This window comes from Pseudomonas sp. OVF7 (assembly GCF_030644265.1).
In the GTDB taxonomy this organism is placed as follows: Bacteria; Pseudomonadota; Gammaproteobacteria; order Pseudomonadales; family Pseudomonadaceae; genus Aquipseudomonas; species Aquipseudomonas gorinensis.
The window spans coordinates 4,929,875-4,951,657 of the sequence record NZ_CP128996.1 but is presented as its reverse complement, the minus strand read 5'-3'; the positions used below and the strand labels follow the sequence as shown (position 1 = coordinate 4,951,657).

The window sequence follows — 21,783 nt, the reverse complement described above, 5'->3', positions numbered from 1 at the left end:
TTTATTTTTTTTGGAGTGCTTTCAGGCGTCTTGAATATTTATGCGTGCCTGACTGTTAATTCAGATTCCAGTGACACCGTGTCAAAGTCAAGCGCTTAATTTTTCATGTGTGCCTCTAGGCTGGCACTTTCACACGCCACAAAGCCACGGGATAGATAAGCCCGCGTGGGATTTTGGCCGTTTGTCCGAGGGCTGTTTCCGGGGTTTATTTCATTTTTTCGCCGGTCGCTCACTTGACCTGCTGAGCGTTCGGCGTCTAAATAGAAATATATTGTCACTGCTGAATAAATATTCAAAACAGCTTTGGACACTTTTACCCCGCGTGGTCAGCCTCAAAGGAGCCGCTGCATGAATGCCTTCCAGTACGACGCCCACCAGATCAAGGAACAGGCCCGCCTGATCCGTCGCCATGTGATCCGCCTGAATGCCGACTCACCGGCCGGCGGTCACACCGGGGCTGACTTGTCGGAGACCGACATCCTGGCCACCCTGTATTTCCGCATCCTCAACACCGGCCCGGAACGTACCGAAGACCCGGAGCGGGATATCTATATCCAGAGCAAAGGCCATGGCGTGGGCGGTTTGTACTGCTGCCTGGCGCAGGCAGGCTACATCCCCACTGAGTGGCTGCCGACCTACCAGCACTTCAATTCCCACTTGCCCGGCCACCCGGTACGGCAGAAAACCCCCGGCATCGAACTCAATACCGGCGCGCTTGGGCATGGTCTGCCGGTGGCCGTGGGCCTGGCGTTGGCGGCGAAAATGTCCGGCAGCAAAAAACGCATCTATGTGCTGACCGGCGACGGTGAGCTGGCCGAAGGCTCCAACTGGGAGGCGGCGATGGCGGCGGCCAAGTACGGTCTGGATAACCTGTTTGTGATCGTCGACAAGAACAAGCTGCAACTGGCGGGGTTGACCGCCGAGATCATGCCGCTGGACCCGCTGGACGTGAAATGGGCCGCCTTCGGCTTCAGCGTCAGCGAGTGCGACGGTAACGATGTGGGCCAATTGATCGAGGCCCTGGAAACCATGCAGACCAAGACCGGCGCGCCCCAGGTACTGATCGCCCACACCATCAAAGGCAAGGGCGTGTCGTTTATCGAAGCCCGTCCCGAATGGCACCACCGCGTGCCCAAGGGTGATGAAATCAACGCGGCACTGGAGGAGTTGAACCATGGCGAGTGAACATTTGGCGAGCGTCATGGTGGACGCGTTTATCGCCGCCGTCGATGCCGGGCTGGACGTGGTGCCGGTGGTCAGTGACTCCACCTCTACGGCCAAGATCGGTCCGTTTGCCCAGCGCTTTCCCGAGCGTCTGATTAACGTCGGCATTGCCGAACAGTCCCTGGTCAGCGTCGCTGCGGGCCTGGCCCTGGGCGGCAAGATCGCCGCCACCTGCAATGCGGCGCCATTCCTGATTTCCCGCGCCAATGAGCAGATCAAGGTCGACGTCTGCTACAACCAGGCCAACGTCAAGATGTTCGGCCTCAATGCCGGCACCAGTTACGGCCCGCTGGCCAGCACCCACCACAGCCTCGACGATATCTCGGTGATGCGCGGCTTTGGCAATGTGCAGATTTTCGCCCCGGCGGATGCGCGTGAATGCCGTCAGATCGTCGATTACGCGCTGCGCTATCACGGCCCGGTGTATATCCGGCTCGATGGTAAGGCCCTGCCGGATGTGCACGATGCTGACTACCAATTCGTGCCTGGGCAGGTGGATATCCTGCGCCAAGGCGCGGATGTGAGCATCGTGGCCTTGGGCTCGGTGGTGCATGAAGCGGTGGATGCGGCCGCATTGCTGGCGGAGCAGGGCATCCAGGCGCAGGTGATCAACCTGTCGTCGATCCGGCCCTTGCAGCGCGATGTACTGCTCAGCGCATTGAGCGGCACGCGCGCGGTGATCAGTGTGGAAGAGCACAATATCAACGGCGGCGTCGGCAGCCTGGTCGCCGAAGTGCTGGCCGAAGCTGCATTGGGTATTCCCTTGATCCGCCTGGGCATTGGCGATGGTGAATACGCCGCCGCCGGCGCCCGCGAACCGACGCGCGCCTTGCATAACATTGATGCGGCTGGGATCGTGGCGGCTGCCACTCGGTTGCGGTGAATCCCATGAACAACAACACTCCGCTGATCCTGGCGCTGGATGAAGGCACCAGCAACGCCAAGGCGGTGCTGGTCAATGAACTTGGCCAGGTGATTGCGCGCGGTTCGCGGCCACTGAGCATCAGCCATCCCCAGGCCGGGTTTTCCGAACAGGACCCCCTGTTGATCTGGCAAAACACGTTGGCGGCGATTGAAGAATGCCTGGCCCAGGTGGATCGTCCGATCACTGCGCTGGCGATCAGCAACCAGCGTGAGTCGGTGGTGGCGTGGGATCGTCGTAGCGGCGAGCCGCTGTCGCCTTGCATCAGTTGGCAATGCCGACGCTCCACCGCGTTGTGCACCCAGCTGCATGCGCAGGGCCATGAAGCACTGATCCTGGAGAAGACCGGGCTGGCATTGGACCCGATGTTCTCGGCGGGCAAATTTCGCTGGATTCTCGATCACCTTGAGGATGGCCACGCCCGCGCCGCTGCCGGGCAGATCTGCCTGGGCACGGTCGACAGCTGGCTGTTGTGGAAACTCAGCGGCGGCCAGGTGTTCGCCACCGACTATTCCAACGCCGCGCGTACCCAACTGTTCAACCTGCACACCTGTGCCTGGGATCCTGAGCTTTTGCAGCTGTTCGCCATTCCGGCCGCGGCCTTGGCACCGATCCAGCCGAGCGCCGGTTTCTTCGCCGAAACGGTCGCCGTGGGCAGTTTGCCCGCCGGTATCCCGGTGATGTCGATGATCGGCGACTCCCATGCGGCGCTGTACGGGCAGGGCGGTTTTGCGCCGGGGCTGGTCAAGGCCACCCTCGGCACCGGTTCGTCCTTGATGACGCCCATGAGCGGCCCGATTGCCTCCACCCATGGCTTGTCGACCACCTTGGCTTGGCACGACGGCAGCCAGCCCACCTTCGGCATGGAAGGCAATATCGTCCATACCGGCGCCGCCGTGCAGTGGGCTTCGCGGTTGGTGGCCGGGGAGTCCCTGGACGCCTTGACCGAACAGGCCGCGCAACTGCCGGATAACGGTGGCGTGTATTTTGTGCCGGCGCTCTCCGGTCTCGGCGCACCGCACTGGAAGGCCGACGCCCGTGGGCTGATCTGCGGGTTGACCGAAGCCACGTCCGGCGCGCATATCCTGCGCGCGTCGCTGGAATCGATCGGCTATCAGATTCGCGATGTGTTCGAGGCCATGCAGCAAGACATCGGCAGCCCGCTCAAGGAACTGTGGGTGGATGGCGGCGCCACGCGCAACCGTTGGCTGATGCAGTTCCTGGCCAACCTGTTGCAACGGCCGGTGGTGCGCAGCCTGTCGCCGGAAGTCTCGGCGCTGGGCGCAGCGCACCTGGCGGGGAGGGCGCTGGGGATTTGGGCGAGTGATGAGGCGCTGGGTGCATTGGAGCGCCAGCGCGAGCGGTTTGAACCGCAGGATGACCCGGCGATGGCAGGGCGTTACACCGAGTGGAAAAACGCCCTGGCCCGCACACTCCTCTAACGTCATATGCAGATCCAAATGTGGGAGGGGCGGTGCGACGATTCGACTGCCCCCGATGCGGTGTATCAGTCAGCTCATCTGTTGCTGACCCACTGCCTATATCGGGGGCAAGTCGAATCGTCGCACCGCCCCTCCCACATTTGGCCTGTGCAAGCCTCAAGGGCGCCAGGTCTGCACATCCGTGGCATCCACGGCCTTGGGTAATAACCCCGCCTTGAAGAACGCATCGGCAATCTTCTGCTGCTCACCCAACTGATCCACCGTCACCGGCTGCACCTGATAACTGCGGTGCGCGTTCGCCGCTTCCACCGTGGCCACATCCAGGTTGCCCCACAACGGCCCAAGCACTTTCGCTGCGTCCTGGGGGTGGGTCTTTATCCATTGGCCGGCTTTTTCCAACTGTTCATACACCACTTTCAACACGTCGGGATGGGCCTTGGCGTACGGCGTGCCGGTCAGGTAGTAACGCTTGTAGCTGGCCAGGCCTGCGCCATCGGCCAGGGTGCGCGTCGGTAACTGGCGCTGCACGCTGGTGAGGAAGGGTTCCCAGGTCACCCAGGCATCCACCTTGTTGTTCTCGAACGCCGCGCGACCATCGGCCGGCGAGAGGTAGGCCGGTTCGATATCCGAGAACGCCAGGTCGGCCTTGGCCAACGCGGCAATCAACAGGTAGTGCGTGCCGGCGGCTTTGGTGACCGCGACCTTCTTGCCTTTCAAGTCCGCCAATTGCTGGATCGACGAATCCTTGTGCACCACGATCGCCTGGGCGTTGGGCGAGGGCGCTTCCTGGGCGAAGTAGGTGAGCTTGGCCTGGGCCGCCTGGGCGAAGATCGGCACGGTGTCGGCCACGTCGGCGCTGATGTCCACGTTGCCGACATTCAGTGCTTCCAACAACGGCAGGCCACTGGGGAACTCGTGCCAGGACACATCGATATGCTCGGCTTTGAGGGCCTTTTCCAGGGTGCCTTGGGTTTTCAGCAGGGTGATCAAGGTCGAGGATTTCTGGTAACCGATGCGCAGGGTTTCCTGGGCTTCGGCGCTTACGGCGACGGCAAAAGCGAGTAACCCTAATACAGCGGCGAGGGGACGGCGTATGGACATGGCGCGCTCGATGTTCAACGAAATTGCGCCAAGCATAAAGTTCTAAAAACCATTCGATAAATAATTTTTGGATCTGAGCTTAGGGCACTTTTATCCGCTTGCTGCTCATCGGGCATAACCCTGTAGTTATAGGGCTATTTCATAAAATCCAGTCATTAATATAAACAATAGATTTTTTATGCACATGCCTCTCATGGCCCCATCCCGCCAGATCCATTTCTGTTGAGCGCGCTTTCTGTGGCGAGCGGGCTTGCCCTAATGCCGTTCAGTTAAGCGTACATCGCCTTCTGTAGGAGCGAGCTTGCTCGCGAAAAACGTCAACGATAACGCGTGTTTCCTGAGTGAACGCGGCGCCTGTGAGTTCTTCGCGAGCAAGCTCGCTCCTACAAAAAAGCCTTAACTGAACGGCATTAGGGCTTGCCCCGCGTTGGGCTGCGCAGCAGCCCCAATAAGCCCACCGCGTTATTTCAGACAACACTCGGTGGCAGGATTCAGGGCCGCTTCGCCCCCCAACGTGGGTGGGGATGCCGCCGGCGGCGTATCGCAATAAATTCCTCGGCACCCTGGGCGGAATCAACGCCGCAGTTGCGGCTCGCCTTCAATGCAATCGACCAAGAATTCCATCACCACTTTCACCGACGGTGAGCGCCGCATATCCGGGTACACCGTCAACCAGATATCGCGCACCGGCCCGTCGCTGGCGGTGGGCAAGCGCGCCAGTTGCGGGTCGTGATCACCCACCAGCGTCGGCAATACCACCGCGCCCACCTGGGAGCGGGCCGCCATTTGTTGGGTGATCAACTCACTGGCGGCAAATACGATCGGGCGCTGGCCGCGCAGTTGGTGCATCCACGCTTGCTGGGGCAGGTGGTCGCGGCTGCTGTCGTAGGCGATGAACGTCCAGTGGGCGGCGGGCAGTTGCTTGAACACTGGCGCGGCATACAACCCGAAGCGCACCACACCGACCTTGCGGCGCACCAGCGCGTCCTCGTCGGGGCGTACGGTGCGCAGGGCGATATCGGCTTCGCCCTTATCCAGCGCGGCCAGTTGGGTGGAGGGCATCAGCACCAGGTTCAGCTGTGGGTACTGGGCTCGCAAGCGCGCCACGTGGGGCGCGATGCAATGGTTGGCAATGGACGGCGGGCAACTGACCCGTACCGTGCCGGCCAGTTCGATGGACGCTACCCGTGACAAGCGCATGACTTCGGTGGCCATCCCGCCCATGCCCGCCGCCAGTTCAGCCAATGCCCGGCCCTGGGCAGTGAGTGGTCGGCTGCGGGGCAGGCGGTCGACCAGTTTCACCCCGAGGGCTGTTTCCAGGGCGTCGACCCGGCGCCCGACGGTAGCGTGTTCCACCTGCAACTCGCGGGCGGCGGCCGACAGCGATTGGGTGCGGGCCAAGACGGTGAAGTAATACAGGTCCTGCCAATCGAACATCGGGTTATTTCCGCACAGGGGTTGGGAGAGTTTGGGGAATTTTCCTACTGAGAAGGTCCTTTTACCATGGCCGCTTCCCAGTGCAAACGGAGTTGTTCCCCGATGAAAGCCATCACCCTGCAAACCTATGGTGGACCCGAGGTTGCCCTGCTGCGCCATGACGCTCCCATACCCCAGGTCACGCCAGGCCATGTGCTGGTCAAGGTGGCCTGTGCCGGGATCAATTTCATGGATGTCCACACGCGCCAGGGCAAGTACGCCCAATCGGTGACGTACCCGGTGCGCCTGCCTTGCACCTTGGGCATGGAAGGCGCCGGAGTGGTCGTTGACGTAGGCGCCGGCGTCAGTCATTTGCACGTCGGTGATCGGGTCGCCTGGTGCATCGCCTGGGGGGCTTATGCCGAATACGCCGCTGTGCCGGCGGACAAAATCGCGCAGATTCCCAGCGCAATCACCTTCGATCAGGCGGCAGCCGCGATGTTCCAGGGCTGCACCGCCCATTACCTGATTGACGATGTGGCGCGCTTGCACGCCGGCAGTACCTGCCTGGTGCATGCGGCGTCCGGCAGCATTGGCCAATTATTGGTGCAGATGGCGCGGCGGTTGGGCGCGACGGTATTCGCCACCGGTAGCAGCGCTGAAAAATGCGCGATTGCCCTGCAACGCGGTGCCCACCAGGCCTGGACGTATGACGAAGGGCGATTCGCCGAGCGCGTGCGCGAGGCTACGGCGGGGCAGGGCGTGGATGTGGTGTTCGACTCACTGGGCAAAACCACCTTGCGTGACAGTTTCCGCGCTTGCCGCACGCGAGGCTTGATCGTCAATTACGGCAATGTCTCGGGCTCGCTGACGGACCTGGACCCGATTGAACTGGGGGAGGCCGGCTCACTGTTTTTGACGCGGCCACGCTTGGCTGACCACATGGCCGATGGCGCGACCGTGCAACGGCGAGCCAATGCGGTTTTTGCGGCGATGTTGGAAGGATCGCTGACGGTGGAGATCGAGGGACATTACAGCCTGGAGACGGTGAAGCAGGTGCATGCGCGCATCGAGGCGCGGCAACAAATAGGTAAGGCGGTTGTGTGGGTGGACCGCGACTTGGTTTAATGCAGACGAAAAAAAACCGGCTGATCAGGCCGGTTTGGGGTACCCCGCGAACAGCGCGGGGTCAGGCGTTGTTGCTGTGCAGGCGATCTGCACCACCTTCAGCCAGGCCGCGTTCTTGCAGACGATCAGCACCACCTTCAGCGACACGGTTGCCATTCAGGCGATCTGCACCACCTTCAGCCAGGCCGCGTTCTTGCAGACGGTCAGCACCGCCTTCAGCGACACGGTTGCCATTCAGGCGATCAGCACCACCTTCGACCAGGCCGCGTTCTTGCAGACGGTCAGCGCCGCCTTCAGCGACACGGTTGCCATTCAGGCGATCCGCACCACCTTCGACCAGGCCACGTTCTTGCAGACGGTCAGCACCGCCTTCAGCGACACGGTTGCCATTCAGGCGATCCGCACCACCTTCGACCAGGCCGCGTTCTTGCAGACGGTCAGCACCGCCTTCAGCGACACGGTTGCCATTCAGGCGGTCGGCCCCGCCTTCGGCGACGCGGTTGGCATTCAGGCGATCCGAGCCGCCTTCAGCGATGACTGGGTGGGCAAAAGCGTTTGCAGCGAGTACCGAGAAAGCGAGGCTAACCAAGAGTTGGCGTTTCATGATGGTGTGCTCCAAGTGTTTTAGTTGGGGTGTTGCCGGGTATGGGTTTGATGTTACGCGTTGCATTTTTTAAGAGAACTTCATTGGGCTGATGGTGACTATCGACGCCGGCGATGGCCCGCATGGGCGGGCCATCAAGGGGCCGTCATGGCATCTGCGGCTGTTCTTGAGGGCGCAGGTCAAACACCAGCACCTCGGCATCCTCACCCTGGCTTATGCGGATCTGGCGCTCGTCACGTACTCGGGCACCGTCGCCTTCCTGCAAGCGCTGGCCGTTGATCTCCACGCTGCCGCGGGCCACATGGATGTACACGTGGCGGTTTGGCGCCAGGTCCAGGCTGGCGCTTTCATCGCCGTTGAACAGCCCGGCATACACCCGCGCATCCTGGCGTACATGCAGCGAACCCTTGGCGCCATCCGGCGAGATGATCAACTGCAGGCGCCCACGTTTCTGTGCTTCGCTGAAGTGCTCCTGCTGATAGCGCGGCTCGGCGCCGGCCACGTTCGGCACGATCCAGATCTGCAGGAAGTGCACGCCACGGGTCTGGCTGTGGTTGAACTCGCTATGGGCCACGCCGCGGCCGGCGCTCATCAGTTGCACATCGCCGGGACGGATCACCGAGCCGGTGCCCAGGGTGTCCTTGTGTTCCAGGGCGCCTTCGAGCACATAGGAGAAAATCTCCATGTCGCGGTGCGGGTGCTGGCCGAAGCCTTTGCCGGCGGCGACGCGGTCGTCATTGATCACCAGCAGGTCGGAGAAACCCTGTTCCTTGGGGTTCCAGTAGTTGGCGAACGAGAAGGTGTGGAACGACTTCAACCAACCGTGATTGGCGGCGCCGCGTTCGGAAGCTTTGCGAAGGGTCAGCATGGTGGTGTCCTCAAGTGAGCGCGGGCTGCGACATGCAGGGCGCTTGCGTTGAGAAGAAGATTACTGGTTACCGAAATATTCATTAAGAATCTAAAAACTGAATAACTGTCTCATGTGGGTTGACAGTAAAAGACGTGCCATAATGCCGGCCGCATTCTTTTCCGATGGACGTCTCTCGTGATGAAAACCGTGGCCATGGCGCTGTTTCCGGACTTCCTCCTGCTCGACATGGCCGGGCCGCTTGAAGTGTTTTCGATTGCCAACCGCTACCTGCCGCCGGCGCAGCACTACCAGATCCTTACCCTGGGCACCGAACCGGGCCCGCTGCGTGCGTCCAACGGCGTCGTCGTCCAGCCCGACCTGCTGTTGGAGCAGGCGCACGATGCCTACGACCTGTTGCTGGTGCCCGGCGGCCCCGGTGCCTATAACGAATGCCATCCCGACTTGCTGCCCTGGCTGCGGGCCGCTGCACCTCGGTCGCGGCGTTTCGGTTCGATCTGCACCGGCGCCTTTGTGCTGGGGCATGCGGGGCTGCTCGACGGCCACCGGGTGACCACTCACTGGCACTACACCGACCGCTTGATCAAAGCCTTCCCCCAGGCCATCGTCGAGACTGACCGCATCTACCTGCAGGACGGTCGCTTGATTACGTCGGGTGGGGTCACGGCCGGTATCGACCTGGCGCTGTCGGTCGTAGCCCAGGACCATGGCAAACAGGTGGCAGTGGAAGTCGCCAAGGTGCTGCTGGTGGTGATGAAACGCCAGGGCGGCCAGGCTCAGTTCAGCCCGATGACCGCCGCCGTATCGCCCCTTGAAACCGCGATTACCCGTGTGCAGAACCAGGTACTGGCCCATTTGGATCAGCCACACACCATCGAGTCGATGGCGGCGCTGGCGGGCATGAGTGCCCGGCATTTTGCGCGGCTGTTTACCAAGGAGGTGCAGATGACGCCCATGGCCTTCCTGCAAGGCGCGCGCATCGACCGCGCGCGGCATTTGCTGGAAACCACCGACCTGCCGCTCAAGACCGTGGCCTTCTACGCCGGTTTCGGCAGCGTGCGGCATATGCGCTTTCTGTTCACTGAAAAGCTCGGCCTCAACCCCACCCAATACCGACAACAGTTCAGTTAACGACAGGATGTCCGTCTCGCGCACCTGAATGTCCGTGACGCTCCCTGTGCCAGCATTGTCCTGTCACGGGTAGCTGGCAAGATAGCGCCAGGCCCATGGAAAAGGAGGCGCAGACGCCCAAGCTCGGGTGTTTCAGCGCTGTTACGGACATGAACAACCCGCACTCGGTGAGCTTCGGCCCCTACACGTTTCACCGACAACAACGCCTGGTCAGCAAGTCTGGCTGGCCGGTGCCGCTGGGCGGGCGGGCCCTGGATATCCTGGCGGTGCTGCTGGAAACCCCTGGGCAGTTTGTCAGCAAGGACACCCTGATCGCGCGGGTCTGGCCGTGCAGCGTGGTCGAGCAGAACAACCTGCGCGTGCATATCGCGGCCTTGCGCCGGGCGTTGGATGGCCAGCGCTATATCCTCAACGACCCCCAACGCGGGTATTGCTTCGTGGCGCCGGGGCAGGGCACCGTGGCCGCGACTACCCCGAGGCACAATCTGGCCGTGCGGCTCAGCGCGGTGATCGGTCGCGATGAGTTGCTGGGCGTGCTGGTGCGGCGCCTGTCCGGGCAACGCCTGATGACGTTGACCGGAAGCGCCGGCGTGGGCAAAAGCACCTTGGCGCTGGCACTGGCCGAGCGCGTGCTGCCGCGCTACGGCGACGGCGTGTGGTGGGTGGACCTGGCGACGGTCGAGGCGCCGATGGAAATGCTCCGCCACGTGACCCGAACGCTGGGTCTTGAAGCCTGCAATAACGCCCGTGAACTGGCGCGCCAGTTGGCCTCACACCAATTGCTGCTGGTGCTGGATGGCGCTGACCTGTTGCTCGCCGCCTGTCGGCATCTGGTGCGCACGCTGCTTGAGCGGGCGCCTCGGGTGACGGTGTTGTTGAGCAGTCGTGAAGCCCTGCAGGTCCCCGGCGAATGGGTGCAACGCGTGCCCCGGTTGGCATTGCCGATGCCGTACGCCTGGGCCAGTGTCGAGCAGGCAATGATGTACCCGGCCGTGCAACTGTTTGTCGCTCGGGTTCGGGCCGGTCAGCAGGGCTTTGCGCTGCGGCCCCAGGACCTGGCACCGCTGCGTGATATCTGCCGGCGTCTGGATGGTATTCCCTTGGCCCTCGAACTGGCGGCTGCCCAGGTCGATGCCTTGGGGGTACACGGTGTGCAGGCGCAATTGCGCAATGGCTTGCAGGTGCTGACCCGGGGCCGGCGCACGGCGGTTGAACGGCACCGCTCCATGGCCGCGGCCCTGGACTGGACCTACCAGCGCCTGAGCCTGCCGGAGCGCTGGCTGTTCCTGCAATTGGGTTTGTTCAAGGTGGCGGTGACCTTGCCGACCCTTGTCACGCTGGTCGCGGGTACCGAGCTGGAACACGCCGACCTGGCGTACCTGCTGGGGCGTCTGGTCGCCACTTCGTTGCTGACGGTCGAGCCCGGTCCGGGGGCGCAGCGTTATCGCTTGCTTAACAGCGTGCGCAGCTACGCGCTGATGCAACTGCGCGACCCGGTGCAGGTGGCGCGATTGCAGCAGGGTTATGGGCATTACCTGGGGCCGTTTTCAGGCCGGCCGTTGGTCCTGCAACTCGTCGAGCAGGCTGCGTGCGCGGATTAGGTCCTGGCTGGCAAAACCTTCGGTGAATCGCGCGTAAACCCCACCCAGCAGTTCGCGAGCGGCCTGCCGGCGACCTTGTTTTTGCCACAGTCGCGCCAGCGACTCCGCAGTGCGCATCTCCCAGGCCAGGGCGCCTTGTTGTTGCGCCAGGCCCAGGGCTTCCAACAGCAGGGTTTCGGCGGCGTCGGGCGTGTCCTGGTGCAGCAACGCCTGCGCGCGCACCCGCAGCAATTCCGGCGCGCACCAGCCGGCGGCACCGCTACGCACCCGCTCGACCGCGGGTTCGTCCACCGTCGCAACGCCCAGTGTAATCATGATGTCCTTGACCAGGCCGAGGCCGTTCAAATCCCCTTGGCCTGGCCCGTCGGCATAGTGCGCCGCCCAGGTCTGGAACAGCTGGGCCGAATGGCGCTGGGCATGCTGTAACAGCAGTGCCTGCAATGCCTGTGCGGCCGCGCCATCGCCGTTATAGCGGGCGATCACCACACCGGCCAGGGCCAGGGTGTAGCAGATCGAGGTGCCATGGTTGATCTGCAGGGCCAGCTCCAGCGCCTGGCTGGCGGTCCGCCAGGCGCGCTCGGGAGCCCCGCGCAGCCATTGGATGCGGGCAAGCACGGTCAGTGAGGCGACGCTCTGGTCGTATTGCACGCCGAAGCCATGGGTGAACCGATTGAGATGGCCGCTGTGGGCCATGCGCTGGATCACCTGTTCGGCATTGTGCAGGGCCAGTGTCTGGTTGCCTGCAAAATGCTGCGCCAGTACTCGCAGGCGCTGGGCGCTCAGGTCCAGCAGCGGGTCGGTACGTGGGTCGAGACGATCGAACTGCACACTCTGTTCCAGGGCTTCGCGGTAGTGACCGGCACACAGGTTGACCGCCATATGCCCGGACACGGCCCGCAATTGGCCCGCAACGTCCTGACGCGCTTCGGCCAACTGCCTGGCCTGCTCGAAGGCGGCGATCGTCTGGGGCGCCCCACCCAGGGCGTGATAGGACAGGCTGCCCAAGGCCAATTGCAGTTGCATCATCAACTGGGTGCAGGGCGCGCTCGACTGCTGCATCAATACCAGCGCCTTGCCCACATAGAACCTGTGCTCGCGCAGCAGGGATAATTCCTGCCACAGCGGCATTGCGCTGACCGTCAGGCGAATGCCCAACTGCTGCGTGCCCTGGTCGCCCAAGCCCCAATCGAGGGCGGCGCGGACGTCTTCGCGTAGCGGTGCGTAGCGGTCGATCCAGGCTTGGGTCGCCGTGCGCTCCCAGTCCTCCCGCGCCTGCTCCATCAATACCAGGCAGCGCGTGGCGTGGCGCTCGCGGGTGGTGTCGAGTTCATCGGCCTGGCTGAGTTTTTCCAGGGCATAGGTGCGGGTAATGTCCAGCAGGCGGTACACCACCTCGTCATCGCCGGGCTCCACGTTGAGCAGGGACTTGGCCACCAGTTGGCTGATCGAACCGAGCACTTCGGCCGGGGCAATCGGCTCTCCGGCGATCACTGCCGCCGCGCTGGCCAGGCTGAACCCGTCACGAAACACCGCCAGGCGGCGCAAGCAAATCTGCTCGCAGTGCGTGAGCAGGTCGAAGCTCCAGTCCAGCGTAGCGCGCAGGGTCTGCTGGCGGGGCAGCGCACTGCGCCGGCCACGGGTGAGCAGGCGGAAGTTGTCTTCCATTTGCACCAGCAGGCGTGGCAAGCCGAAGCGTTCGATTTGCGCCGCTACCAACTCGATGGCCAGCGGAATGCCGTCCAGGCGCTGGCAGATGTCAATGGCCAGGGGCAGTTCGGCTTCGCTCAGTTCAAAACTGTCCTGATGGGACATGGCCCGTTCGATCAGCAGTTGCAGGGCCGGGTAGCCCAGGGCCTGGGCACGGTTGCCAGTGGCGGGCGGGCAGGCCAGGGGCTCCAGGCGTTGCACATACTCACCCTCGGCGCGCAGGGCTTCGCGGCTGGTGGTGAGGATATGCAGGTGGGGCGCATGGCGCAGCAACGTTTCGCAGATCAGGGCCATGTCATCGAGCAGGTGCTCGCAGTTGTCGATCACCAGCAGCAACTGACGTTCGTGCAGGCTGCGCGCGAGGGCGAGCAGCGGCTCATGCTCGGTAAGCGTCAGGTCGAGCAGGGCGGCGAGGTTGGGCAGGATCATCGACGGCGCACTGAGGGGGGCCAGGTCCAGCAGGCGAATGCCATCGGCGTAGTGCCCGATCAGCAGCTCCGCGACCCGCAGCGCCACGGTGGTCTTGCCGATACCCCCGGCGCCGGTCAGGGTGATGAAACGCTGTTGCGGCAATTGCTGCACCAGCGCGTCGATCAGCGCCTGGCGGCCGATCATTCGTGTACGCCGCAGCGGCAGGTTGTGGCCCTGGCTGTGGGGAGGGCCGTCGGTGGGCAGGGTCATCGGCTCGATGCTCAGTGGGGCGACAAAACTGTAGCCGCGCTGGGCTACCGTCACGATATAGCGCTGCCCGGCCTGGCCATCGCCCAGCGCCTTGCGCAACGCCGCCATATGCACCCGCAGGTTGCCGTCTTCCACCACGCTTTTCGGCCAGACCCGCGCGATCAGTTCCTGCTTGCTCACCACATTGCCGGCCTGCTCCAGCAGGATCAGCAGAATCTCCACCGCGCGCCGTCCCAGGCGCAATGGGCGGCCGGCCTCCAGCACCAGGCGTTGGCGCGGGTGAATGCGGTACGGGCCGAAATGTACGGCCTGGTCGCTGAGGTCATTCATGCTGGCGCAGGCCCTGAAAAGACAATCGCCTGAGCATATTCCACGTCGGCAAGGATCACTAGGCGGCAATCACCTGCTTGCGGCGCAATTGGTGATTTCGCCAGGTCATCGGGTTCACCCCTTCGCTGCGGGTGAAGATATGACAGAAGTGCGCCTGGTCGCAGAACCCACATTCCAGGCTGATTTGCGTCAGGCTCAGCGCGGAGCCGATGATCAGTTCCTTGGCGCGCTGGATGCGCTGCTGGCGTATCCACTCCTGGGGCGACAGCCCCGTGGTGCATTTGAATGCGCGGGAAAAATGGCTGCGCGACAAGGCGCAGGCTTGGGCGAGGTCGGCGATTGCCAGGCTTTCGCCAAGGTTGGCGAGGATCAGCTGCTTGGCGATACGCTCGCGTCGGGGGCAGAGGCCACCGATGGAGGATAAGCGTGGAGCACAGTGCTCAAGTCGGGCCATGACGAATTTCCGCAGTCGATGGGAGCGTTCCCGGTGAATGGATGCAGTCTAGACCGCTTCATTCTTGGGGCCGAACCGTCTGGCTGACGAGTTAATCGTTGTTAATTTCGCCAGGTGCCGGCACGGAAAAGACAGCACAGGCATGCAATCCAGAGCGTGCCCTGCGTGCTTATCTGGTGGCTTGCCAACCGTTTGGATATCGCCATGAACCGCAACGACCTGCGCCGCGTCGACATGAACCTGCTGGTGATTTTCGAGGCCCTGATGTTCGAGAAGAACCTGACCCGGGTCGCCGAAAAACTCTTCATGGGCCAGCCGGCGGTCAGCGCGGCCTTGGGCCGTTTGCGCGACCTGTTCGACGACCCGTTGCTGCTGCGCAACGGGCGGGGCATGGAGCCCACGCCACGCGCGGTGGCGATACTCAAGGAGCTGCAACCGGCCATGGACACCATTTCAAGCGCGGTCAGCCGCGCCAAGGATTTCGACCCGTCCACCAGTTGCGCGGTGTTTCGCATCGGCCTGTCCGACGATGCTGAGTTCGGCCTGTTTCCGCCGTTGCTCAGCCAACTGCGCGAAGAGGCGCCGGGGATCATCGTGGTGGTGCGCCGGGCCAATTACCTGTTGATGTCGTCGTTGCTGGCCAGTGGCGAAATCACCGTGGGGGTCAGCTACACCACGGATCTGCCGGCCAATGCCAAGCGCAAGAAGCTGCGGGATATCCCCTGCAAGGTGTTGCGTGGCGATGCCGGTACAGAACCTCTGACCCTGGATGACTATTGCGAACGGCCCCATGCGATGGTGTCGTTCTCGGGTGACTTGAGCGGCAATATCGACCTGGACCTGGCCCGCATCGGCCGCGCGCGCCGGGTGGTACTGGCGGTGCCGCAGTTCAGCGGCCTGCGTGCACTGCTGGCGGGTACGCAGATTATTGCGACGGTGCCGGATTACGCCGCCTGTGCATTGACCGAGGGCACGGCGTTGCGCGCCGAAGACCCGCCGTTTGCGATCGACGCGGCGGAGTTGTCAATGGTATGGAGCGGAGTGCATGACAACGACCCGGCAGAGCGCTGGTTGCGCGGGCGGATTACCGAGCATATGGCGCGGGCGATCTGAGGCACCGGGTGACCGCGCCCATACGTCATCCAACGTATTTCCCGATTTCGCTGGCCCCCTGAGACTGGATTGAACGCATCCCGTCATCCGTCCAGGAGCCAGTCCATGACCGAAACGCTGATCAAAGTCGACCTCAACCAGCCCGTCACCGAGAACGAGCAGATCCATAACCGCTGGCACCCGGATATCCCGATGGCGTGCTGGGTGAAGCCGGGCGATGATTTCATCCTCGAGACCTACGACTGGACCGCCGGCGCGATCAAGAACAACGACGACGCCAGCGATGTGCGCGATGTGGACCTGTCCACCGTGCATTACCTGTCTGGCCCGGTGGGGGTGCACGGCGCCGAGCCGGGTGACTTGCTGGTGGTGGACTTGCTCGATATCGGCGCCAAGGCCGACTCCCAGTGGGGCTTCAACGGTTTTTTCTCGCGGCAGAACGGGGGTGGGTTCCTCACTGACCATTTTCCCAGCGCACAAAAGGCCATCTGGGATTTCAAGGGCATGTTCACGAGTTCACGGCATATCCCAGGGGTGAATTTCGCGGGCCTGATCCACCCGGGCCTGATTGGCTGCCTGCCCGACCCGGTGATGCTTGCCGACTGGAACCGCCGCGAGCAGGAACTGATCGACACCAACCCCACCCGCGTGCCGCCGCTGGCCAACGCACCGTTGGCCGCCACCGCGCATATGGGCAAGCTCAAGGGCCAGGCCCGTGACGATGCGGCCGCGACCGGCGCGCGCACCGTGCCACCGCGTGAGCATGGCGGCAACTGCGATATCAAGGATTTGTCCCGTGGCTCGAAGATTTTCTTCCCGGTCTATGTCAACGGCGCCGGGCTGTCGGTGGGCGACCTGCACTTCAGCCAGGGCGACGGTGAAATCACCTTTTGCGGCGCTATCGAAATGGCCGGCTGGGTGCATATGAAAGTCGAGCTGATCAAGGGCGGCATGGCCAAGTACGGGATCAAGAACCCGGTGTTCAAGCCGAGCCCGATCACCCCGAACTACAAGAACTACCTGATCTTCGAAGGCATCTCGGTGGACGAGCAGGGCCAGCAGCACTACCTGGACGTCAACATCGCCTACCGCCAGGCCTGCTTGAACGCGATCAACTACCTGACCAAGTTCGGCTATTCGCCGGCCCAGGGTTATGCGTTGCTCGGCTCGGCACCGGTGCAGGGGCATATCAGCGGTGTGGTGGATATTCCGAATGCCTGCGCGACCTTGTGGTTGCCCACGGAGATCTTCGAGTTCGACATCAACCCCACCGCCAACGGCCCGACGAAATACCTCGACGGCAGCATCGACCTGCCCATTGCCCCGGACCTGTAGCCATGCCGACCTACGAATACGCCTGCGAGGCGTGTGGCACTTTCACGCTGCTGCGGCCGATGGCCCAGCGCAACGAGCCCAGCCAGTGTCCGTACTGCGAAGGACCTGGCGGGCCGTTGAGGGTGTCGGCGCCGGCGCTGCAAACGCTGTCGGCCAACCAACGCAAGGCCATCGCCGGCAACGAGCGCAGTGCCCACGCACCGCAGACCGTCGGCGAATACCGGGAGAACCGTCGCCATCCGGCCGGATGCAGTTGCTGCGGCACCGGTAAAAAAGTCGAGCCGAGCAAGGCCAACCCCTTGGGCCTCAAGACCCAGACCGGGCCACGGCCTTGGATGATCAGTCACTAGACCAGGAGCGTTGTCCGGTACGCATGCCTCAGGCGATGGTGGCATGGGTGGCTACACAACTCTTCAGATCCTGACCAATCTCCCTGTGGCGAGCGGGCTTGCCCCGCGTTGGGCTGCGCAGCAGCCCCAGTAAGATCACCGCGTTTTTTCAGACAAAATGCGGTGCGGGATTTGGGGCTGCTGCGCAGCCCAACGCGGGGCAAGCCCGCTCGCCACAACAAGCCCGCTCGCCACAACAAGCCCGCTCGCCACACAGGCCCGCTCGCCACGACAGCCCTATCTGTCGGGCGCCAGTCCGGGCGGCGCTCAGTGGCGGGAGGTTTCACGAGAATCGCCTTGTAAGTTGAAGCGTTATGGCTAATATGATCCGGGTAAAATAAATAATATCCGGGTAATAAGTCATGCCTGCACACATCACTCCCCAATGCAGCGCCTTTGTTCGTCACCAACGCGTGGCGGCCGGTTCCTATGCCCAGGTGGCTGCCGCCCTGGTTGACCTTGGCCTGTCGGCGGGCAGTTTCCTGGTCTTTGACGACGCCACCGGCACCCAGGTCGACTATCCCTGGCCGGCAGGTTATGCGCCGGAACAACCCGCACCGACAGACACCGATGACGAGCCCCCCGCGGTGCCCACAGTCGGGCGCCCAAAGCTGGGCGTGGTCGCGCGGGAAGTCACCTTGCTGCCTCGCCACTGGGCGTGGTTGGGCCAGCAGCGTGGCGGCGCTTCGGCCGCGTTGCGCCGATTGGTCGATGAAGCGCGCAATGTCCATGCCTGCCGTGATCAAATGCGCCATGCCAAGGAGGCCAGCTATCGCTTCATGAGCGCCATTGGCGGCGACCTGCCGGGTTTCGAGGATGCCGCGCGGGCGCTGTTTGCCCAGGATGCGGCGGACTTTTCCAAGCAGATCGCGCACTGGCCGGTAGACGTGCAGACGTACCTGGCCTGGCTGTCGCGCAACGCTTTTACTGCCTGATCATAAATCCAGGGACTCGAACTACCATGGAAGTCACCCAACAACGGCCGTTGTGGCAGATCTACCTGATCTTTTTGGCACCGATGGTGCTGTCCAACTTCCTGCAGAGTTTTTCCGGCACGCTCAATGGCATCTATGTCGGGCAAATGCTCGGTACCCAGGCGTTGGCGGCGGTGTCGGGGATGTTTCCCATCGTCTTCTTCTTTATTGCGCTGGTGATCGGCCTGGGCGCGGGGGCCTCGGTGCTGATCGGCCAGGCCTGGGGCGCCCAGGAAACCGGGATGGTCAAGGCCATCACCGGGGCCACCTTGACCCTCGGCGCGCTGGTGGGCTTGATCGCGGCGGTACTCGGCAGCCTGTTCGCGCGCCCGGCCTTGCAGGCACTGGGCACCCCCATCGATGTGCTGGATGACGCGGTGGGTTATGCCCAGATGATGATGCTGATCATGCCGCTGCTGCTGGTGTTTATCCTCTACACCCAACTGTTGCGCGGGGTGAGCGACACGGTTTCGCCGTTGTTGGCGCTGATGGTCTCGACCCTGGTCGGCCTGCTGCTGACCCCGGCGCTGATCCGCGGCTGGGTTGGCTTGCCGCCGATGGGCATCCAGAGTGCGGTGTATGCCGGGCTGGTGGGTAACGCGTCGGCGATGCTGTTTCTGATCCTGCGCCTGCGTCATAAAAACCATGTGATGGCGCCGGATCGTGAACTGCTTGCGGCCTTGCGTCTGGATCGGGTGATTCTAGGCAAGGTGCTACGCATCGGACTGCCTACCGGTTTGCAGATGGTGGTGCTGTCGCTGTCGGAATTGGTCATCCTCGCCCTGGTCAACAGCCATGGTTCACAAGCCACGGCGGCCTATGGCGCGGTCACCCAAATCGTCAACTATGTGCAATTCCCGGCGCTGTCGATTGCCATTACCGCGTCGATCCTGGGCGCCCAGGCGATTGGTGCCGGTCGACTGGAACGCATCGGGCCGATCCTGCGTACGGGGTTGCTGATCAACCTGTGCCTGACAGGTGGCCTGATCCTGCTGGGCTACCTGTTATCCCACTGGTTGCTGGGCTTGTTCATCACGGACGACGCCGCACGGATCAACGCCGAACACCTGCTGCATATCATGCTGTGGAGCATCCTGGTGTTCGGCTTCCAGGCGGTGATCGGCGGGATCATGCGTGCCAGCGGCGTGGTGCTGATGCCGGTGGCGATCTCGATTTTCTGCGTGCTGGGCGTTGAACTGCCAATGGCGTATCTGTTCAACGCGCATTTCGGCCTGGAAGGGGTGTGGATGGCGTTTCCCGTGACGTACCTGGCGATGCTGGCATTGCAGACGACGTACTTTCGGTTGGTGTGGCGGCACAAGCAGATCAAGCGGCTGGTGTGATAAAAGGTTGCGCACCTCCTTATAAGAAGACAGTGCAGTGATGGCAAACCCCTACGCCGAATTGTTCCAGGCGCCCGGTGCCCGGGCTTTTGTACTTGCCGGGATGCTGGCACGCATGCCCGTGTCCATGGCCGGTATCGGCCTGATCACCATGCTCTCGCAGGTCCACGGCGGTTATGGCTTGGCCGGGTCGGTGGCGGCGATATTTGCCCTGGCTACGGCATTCTGCGCGCCGCAGGTGTCACGGCTGGTCGACCGCTACAGCCAGGGCAGGGTGCTGCCGATCGCTGCGCTGATCGGTGGCGGGGCGTTGTTGTTGCTGTTGCTGTGTACGCGTTTCCAGGCCCCCAGCTGGACGTTGTTCCTGTTCGCCGCCCTGGCCGGTTGCATGCCCAATATGTCGGCGATGGTACGGGCGCGCTGGACCGCGCTGTACCGCGGCCAGCCCAAGCTGCAGACCGCGTTTGCCCTGGAGTCGGTGCTCGATGAGGTGTGTTTTATCATCGGCCCACCGATCTCCGTCGGCCTGAGCGTCGTGCTGTTCCCGGAAGCCGGGCCTTTGGTGGCGGCGCTGCTGCTGGCAGTGGGCGTCACCGTCTTTGTGTTGCAACGCGCAACGGAACCGCCGGTGCATGAGCACCAGGGCCATCATGGCCGCTGGTTGATCGCTTCACCGTCGGTACTGATCCTGATGATCCTGCTGTTGGCCATGGGCGTGATCGTCGGCGTGGTGGATGTGGTCAGTGTCGCCTTTGCCCAGCAGCAGGGCCAACCCGCAGCGGCGAGCATTGTGCTGTCGGTGTATGCCATCGGTTCGTGCCTGGCGGGGTTGGCGTTCGGCGCGCTCAAGTTGAAGGCGCCGCTGCCCCGGCAGTTTCTGTGCTGCGGGGTGGCCACGGCGTTGACCACCTTGCCACTGCTGTTGGTGACGAACATCCCTGGGTTGGCGGTGGCGATCTTCGTTTCCGGCCTGTTCTTCGCCCCGACGCTGATCGTGTCCATGGCCCTGGTGGAACAAATCGTCCCGCCGAGCCGCCTCACCGAAGGCATGACCTGGCTGATCACCGGTCTCAGTATCGGCGTGGCCATCGGCGCCGCCAGCTGCGGCTGGATGATCGACCAGTTTGGCGCGGCCAGCGGCTTCTGGGTGTCGCTGGCGGCGGGCGCCGTGGTGTTGGGGGCGGCGGTGCTGGGTTATCGGCGACTGGGCTGATCAACCGATCGCCGGGTCTGCGCCGTGGTGTTGCAGGAACTCGTTCAACGCCTGGCGCGTCAGGTCGTTGAGCGTGACTTTCTTACGGGTTGCCGCCAGGGCCGCTGCCAGGTGCAGGTCATGGCCGACCCGCACATTGAACGAGCCTTTGCATGGCTTCTCCGGGGTTTGCCCCAGGGTCTGGCAGGTCGCGAGATAGTCATCCACGGCCTCGCGGAAGGCCGCGTCTAACTCGGCGACGGTTTTCCCTTCATAGCTGACCAGCGCCTTGATGAAGAGGATTTTGCCGAACAGGCAGTTGTCTTCGAGGCTGGCTTCGATAGAGCCGATGTAACCGTTGTATTTCAGTTGGTTGTTCACTGAATCAGGTCTCCTGATCTCAATTGTTCGATGACCTGGCGACGAATGTAGTGTTTCAGTTCGTTGCCGGGGTGAGGCTTGTGCAAGGTGATCATTGCCGTGGGGTCGCCGATGTCGAACTTGACGCGGCTTCCCGCCCCCTCGATTTGTGTGTAGCCAAGCCGACGCAGCAGCGTGACGAGCTCGGGCCAGGTGAATGTCATGTGTTCATTGAGCAGTTTGGCGAGCAGCTTTTCATTTTTGGACACGGCGTTCCCTGCGTGTAACTAAATGTAGTTGCAAAAAGTGGTGTGCGTCAATGCTAGCCCGAGTTGGCGTAACTCAGCGGAGATTGATGTAACCCTTGATGACGCGCTGCTCGACGCCTCCCGCCCTCCGCTAATTTTTCCTTCTCCGGTTCGTTTTATAGGGACGACGTGCCTTTGTGCTTCCCGCCTATTGCTCCGG

Annotated in this window: 20 protein-coding genes; 13 read left to right on the top strand and 7 right to left on the bottom strand. The window is 62.9% G+C overall.

The window, feature by feature from the left end:
* Positions 1 to 348: 348 nt before the first annotated feature.
* The 3 genes from QU606_RS22300 to QU606_RS22290 are packed head-to-tail and all read left to right on the top strand — an operon-like array spanning position 349 to position 3,588.
* Entirely contained in the window at positions 349 to 1,185 is an 837-nt protein-coding gene (locus tag QU606_RS22300) for a transketolase (RefSeq protein WP_024076074.1), read from the top strand.
* Positions 1,175 to 2,107, top strand: a complete 933-nt coding sequence (locus QU606_RS22295; protein WP_102625123.1) for a transketolase family protein — start codon at positions 1,175 to 1,177, stop codon at positions 2,105 to 2,107. The genes QU606_RS22300 and QU606_RS22295 overlap by 11 nt, the downstream gene beginning before the upstream one ends.
* Before the next feature lie 5 nt (positions 2,108 to 2,112).
* A complete protein-coding gene (locus QU606_RS22290) occupies positions 2,113 to 3,588 on the top strand; it encodes an FGGY family carbohydrate kinase (RefSeq protein ID WP_069076471.1) in 1,476 nt (491 codons plus the stop codon).
* 156 nt (positions 3,589 to 3,744) lie between these two features.
* On the opposite strand, the gene QU606_RS22285 is transcribed toward QU606_RS22290, so the two are convergent.
* Together QU606_RS22285 and QU606_RS22280 are read right to left on the bottom strand one after the other, a co-directional pair.
* Entirely contained in the window at positions 3,745 to 4,689 is a 945-nt protein-coding gene (locus QU606_RS22285) for an aliphatic sulfonate ABC transporter substrate-binding protein (RefSeq protein ID WP_041161243.1), read from the bottom strand.
* 573 nt (positions 4,690 to 5,262) lie between these two features.
* Positions 5,263 to 6,126, bottom strand: coding sequence for a LysR family transcriptional regulator (locus QU606_RS22280; RefSeq protein ID WP_150055176.1), 864 nt, complete (start codon positions 6,124 to 6,126; stop codon positions 5,263 to 5,265).
* A 102-nt stretch (positions 6,127 to 6,228) separates the two neighbouring features.
* On the opposite strand from QU606_RS22280, the gene QU606_RS22275 reads away from it, so the two are divergent.
* Both QU606_RS22275 and QU606_RS33085 read left to right on the top strand, forming a co-directional pair.
* A complete protein-coding gene (locus QU606_RS22275) occupies positions 6,229 to 7,233 on the top strand; it encodes a quinone oxidoreductase (protein WP_304997533.1) in 1,005 nt (334 codons plus the stop codon).
* Positions 7,234 to 7,309: 76 nt separating this feature from the next.
* Positions 7,310 to 7,861, top strand: a complete 552-nt coding sequence (locus QU606_RS33085) for a hypothetical protein (protein WP_370531078.1) — start codon at positions 7,310 to 7,312, stop codon at positions 7,859 to 7,861.
* Between the two features lie 121 nt (positions 7,862 to 7,982).
* On the opposite strand, the gene QU606_RS22265 is transcribed toward QU606_RS33085, so the two are convergent.
* A complete protein-coding gene (locus QU606_RS22265) occupies positions 7,983 to 8,705 on the bottom strand; it encodes a pirin family protein (RefSeq protein ID WP_024076068.1) in 723 nt (240 codons plus the stop codon).
* 180 nt (positions 8,706 to 8,885) lie between these two features.
* On the opposite strand from QU606_RS22265, the gene QU606_RS22260 reads away from it, so the two are divergent.
* Both QU606_RS22260 and QU606_RS22255 read left to right on the top strand, forming a co-directional pair.
* Positions 8,886 to 9,836 carry a GlxA family transcriptional regulator gene (locus QU606_RS22260; protein WP_041160963.1) on the top strand — a complete coding sequence of 317 codons (951 nt, stop codon included), beginning with the start codon at positions 8,886 to 8,888 and terminating at the stop codon, positions 9,834 to 9,836.
* 95 nt (positions 9,837 to 9,931) lie between these two features.
* Complete coding sequence (locus QU606_RS22255; RefSeq protein WP_304997531.1) at positions 9,932 to 11,437, top strand: winged helix-turn-helix domain-containing protein; 1,506 nt, start codon at positions 9,932 to 9,934, stop codon at positions 11,435 to 11,437.
* Here QU606_RS22255 and QU606_RS22250 read toward each other — a convergent pair.
* Together QU606_RS22250 and QU606_RS22245 are read right to left on the bottom strand one after the other, a co-directional pair.
* Positions 11,384 to 14,155 (bottom strand): winged helix-turn-helix domain-containing protein, encoded by a 2,772-nt coding sequence (locus QU606_RS22250; protein WP_304997530.1) that lies wholly within the window; start codon positions 14,153 to 14,155, stop codon positions 11,384 to 11,386. The genes QU606_RS22255 and QU606_RS22250 overlap by 54 nt on opposite strands.
* Before the next feature lie 58 nt (positions 14,156 to 14,213).
* On the bottom strand, positions 14,214 to 14,609 hold the full coding sequence (locus QU606_RS22245; RefSeq protein ID WP_024076064.1) for a helix-turn-helix domain-containing protein: 396 nt from the start codon (positions 14,607 to 14,609) through the stop codon (positions 14,214 to 14,216).
* Positions 14,610 to 14,813: 204 nt separating this feature from the next.
* On the opposite strand from QU606_RS22245, the gene QU606_RS22240 reads away from it, so the two are divergent.
* The 6 genes from QU606_RS22240 (at position 14,814) to QU606_RS22215 (ending at position 20,976) form a co-directional block, all read left to right on the top strand.
* Positions 14,814 to 15,722, top strand: a complete 909-nt coding sequence (locus tag QU606_RS22240; protein ID WP_024076063.1) for a LysR family transcriptional regulator — start codon at positions 14,814 to 14,816, stop codon at positions 15,720 to 15,722.
* A gap of 105 nt (positions 15,723 to 15,827) precedes the next feature.
* The gene (gene fmdA, locus QU606_RS22235; RefSeq protein WP_024076062.1) at positions 15,828 to 17,057 is read left to right on the top strand and encodes a formamidase; all 1,230 of its coding nucleotides are present in this window, start codon (positions 15,828 to 15,830) and stop codon (positions 17,055 to 17,057) included.
* A gap of 2 nt (positions 17,058 to 17,059) precedes the next feature.
* Positions 17,060 to 17,407, top strand: a complete 348-nt coding sequence (locus QU606_RS22230) for a zinc ribbon domain-containing protein (protein ID WP_024076061.1) — start codon at positions 17,060 to 17,062, stop codon at positions 17,405 to 17,407.
* Between the two features lie 401 nt (positions 17,408 to 17,808).
* The gene (locus tag QU606_RS22225; RefSeq protein WP_150095401.1) at positions 17,809 to 18,381 is read left to right on the top strand and encodes a DUF2239 family protein; all 573 of its coding nucleotides are present in this window, start codon (positions 17,809 to 17,811) and stop codon (positions 18,379 to 18,381) included.
* A 26-nt stretch (positions 18,382 to 18,407) separates the two neighbouring features.
* Positions 18,408 to 19,763, top strand: a complete 1,356-nt coding sequence (locus tag QU606_RS22220) for an MATE family efflux transporter (RefSeq protein ID WP_024076059.1) — start codon at positions 18,408 to 18,410, stop codon at positions 19,761 to 19,763.
* Between the two features lie 40 nt (positions 19,764 to 19,803).
* The gene (locus tag QU606_RS22215; RefSeq protein ID WP_024076058.1) at positions 19,804 to 20,976 is read left to right on the top strand and encodes an MFS transporter; all 1,173 of its coding nucleotides are present in this window, start codon (positions 19,804 to 19,806) and stop codon (positions 20,974 to 20,976) included.
* On the opposite strand, the gene QU606_RS22210 is transcribed toward QU606_RS22215, so the two are convergent.
* The gene (locus tag QU606_RS22210) at positions 20,977 to 21,336 is read right to left on the bottom strand and encodes a type II toxin-antitoxin system HicB family antitoxin (RefSeq protein WP_024076057.1); all 360 of its coding nucleotides are present in this window, start codon (positions 21,334 to 21,336) and stop codon (positions 20,977 to 20,979) included.
* Positions 21,333 to 21,584, bottom strand: coding sequence for a type II toxin-antitoxin system HicA family toxin (locus QU606_RS22205; RefSeq protein WP_024076056.1), 252 nt, complete (start codon positions 21,582 to 21,584; stop codon positions 21,333 to 21,335). The genes QU606_RS22210 and QU606_RS22205 overlap by 4 nt, the downstream gene beginning before the upstream one ends.
* Between the last annotated feature and the right edge of the window lie 199 nt (positions 21,585 to 21,783).

What these genes read in the sequence shown, in the direction of transcription:
- QU606_RS22255 (WP_304997531.1), top strand. Translation starts at nt 9,932, where the DNA reads ATGGAAAAGGAGGCGCAGACGCCCAAGCTCGGGTGTTTCAGCGCTGTT.
- QU606_RS22275 (WP_304997533.1), top strand. Translation starts at nt 6,229, where the DNA reads ATGAAAGCCATCACCCTGCAAACCTATGGTGGACCCGAGGTTGCCCTG.
- QU606_RS22300 (WP_024076074.1), top strand. Translation starts at nt 349, where the DNA reads ATGAATGCCTTCCAGTACGACGCCCACCAGATCAAGGAACAGGCCCGC.
- QU606_RS22295 (WP_102625123.1), top strand. Translation starts at nt 1,175, where the DNA reads ATGGCGAGTGAACATTTGGCGAGCGTCATGGTGGACGCGTTTATCGCC.
- QU606_RS22265 (WP_024076068.1), bottom strand. Translation starts at nt 8,705, where the DNA reads ATGCTGACCCTTCGCAAAGCTTCCGAACGCGGCGCCGCCAATCACGGT.
- QU606_RS22245 (WP_024076064.1), bottom strand. Translation starts at nt 14,609, where the DNA reads ATGGCCCGACTTGAGCACTGTGCTCCACGCTTATCCTCCATCGGTGGC.
- QU606_RS22215 (WP_024076058.1), top strand. Translation starts at nt 19,804, where the DNA reads ATGGCAAACCCCTACGCCGAATTGTTCCAGGCGCCCGGTGCCCGGGCT.
- QU606_RS22240 (WP_024076063.1), top strand. Translation starts at nt 14,814, where the DNA reads ATGAACCGCAACGACCTGCGCCGCGTCGACATGAACCTGCTGGTGATT.
- QU606_RS22280 (WP_150055176.1), bottom strand. Translation starts at nt 6,126, where the DNA reads ATGTTCGATTGGCAGGACCTGTATTACTTCACCGTCTTGGCCCGCACC.
- QU606_RS22230 (WP_024076061.1), top strand. Translation starts at nt 17,060, where the DNA reads ATGCCGACCTACGAATACGCCTGCGAGGCGTGTGGCACTTTCACGCTG.
- QU606_RS22260 (WP_041160963.1), top strand. Translation starts at nt 8,886, where the DNA reads ATGAAAACCGTGGCCATGGCGCTGTTTCCGGACTTCCTCCTGCTCGAC.
- fmdA (WP_024076062.1), top strand. Translation starts at nt 15,828, where the DNA reads ATGACCGAAACGCTGATCAAAGTCGACCTCAACCAGCCCGTCACCGAG.
- QU606_RS22285 (WP_041161243.1), bottom strand. Translation starts at nt 4,689, where the DNA reads ATGTCCATACGCCGTCCCCTCGCCGCTGTATTAGGGTTACTCGCTTTT.
- QU606_RS22225 (WP_150095401.1), top strand. Translation starts at nt 17,809, where the DNA reads ATGCCTGCACACATCACTCCCCAATGCAGCGCCTTTGTTCGTCACCAA.
- QU606_RS22290 (WP_069076471.1), top strand. Translation starts at nt 2,113, where the DNA reads ATGAACAACAACACTCCGCTGATCCTGGCGCTGGATGAAGGCACCAGC.
- QU606_RS22220 (WP_024076059.1), top strand. Translation starts at nt 18,408, where the DNA reads ATGGAAGTCACCCAACAACGGCCGTTGTGGCAGATCTACCTGATCTTT.
- QU606_RS22250 (WP_304997530.1), bottom strand. Translation starts at nt 14,155, where the DNA reads ATGAATGACCTCAGCGACCAGGCCGTACATTTCGGCCCGTACCGCATT.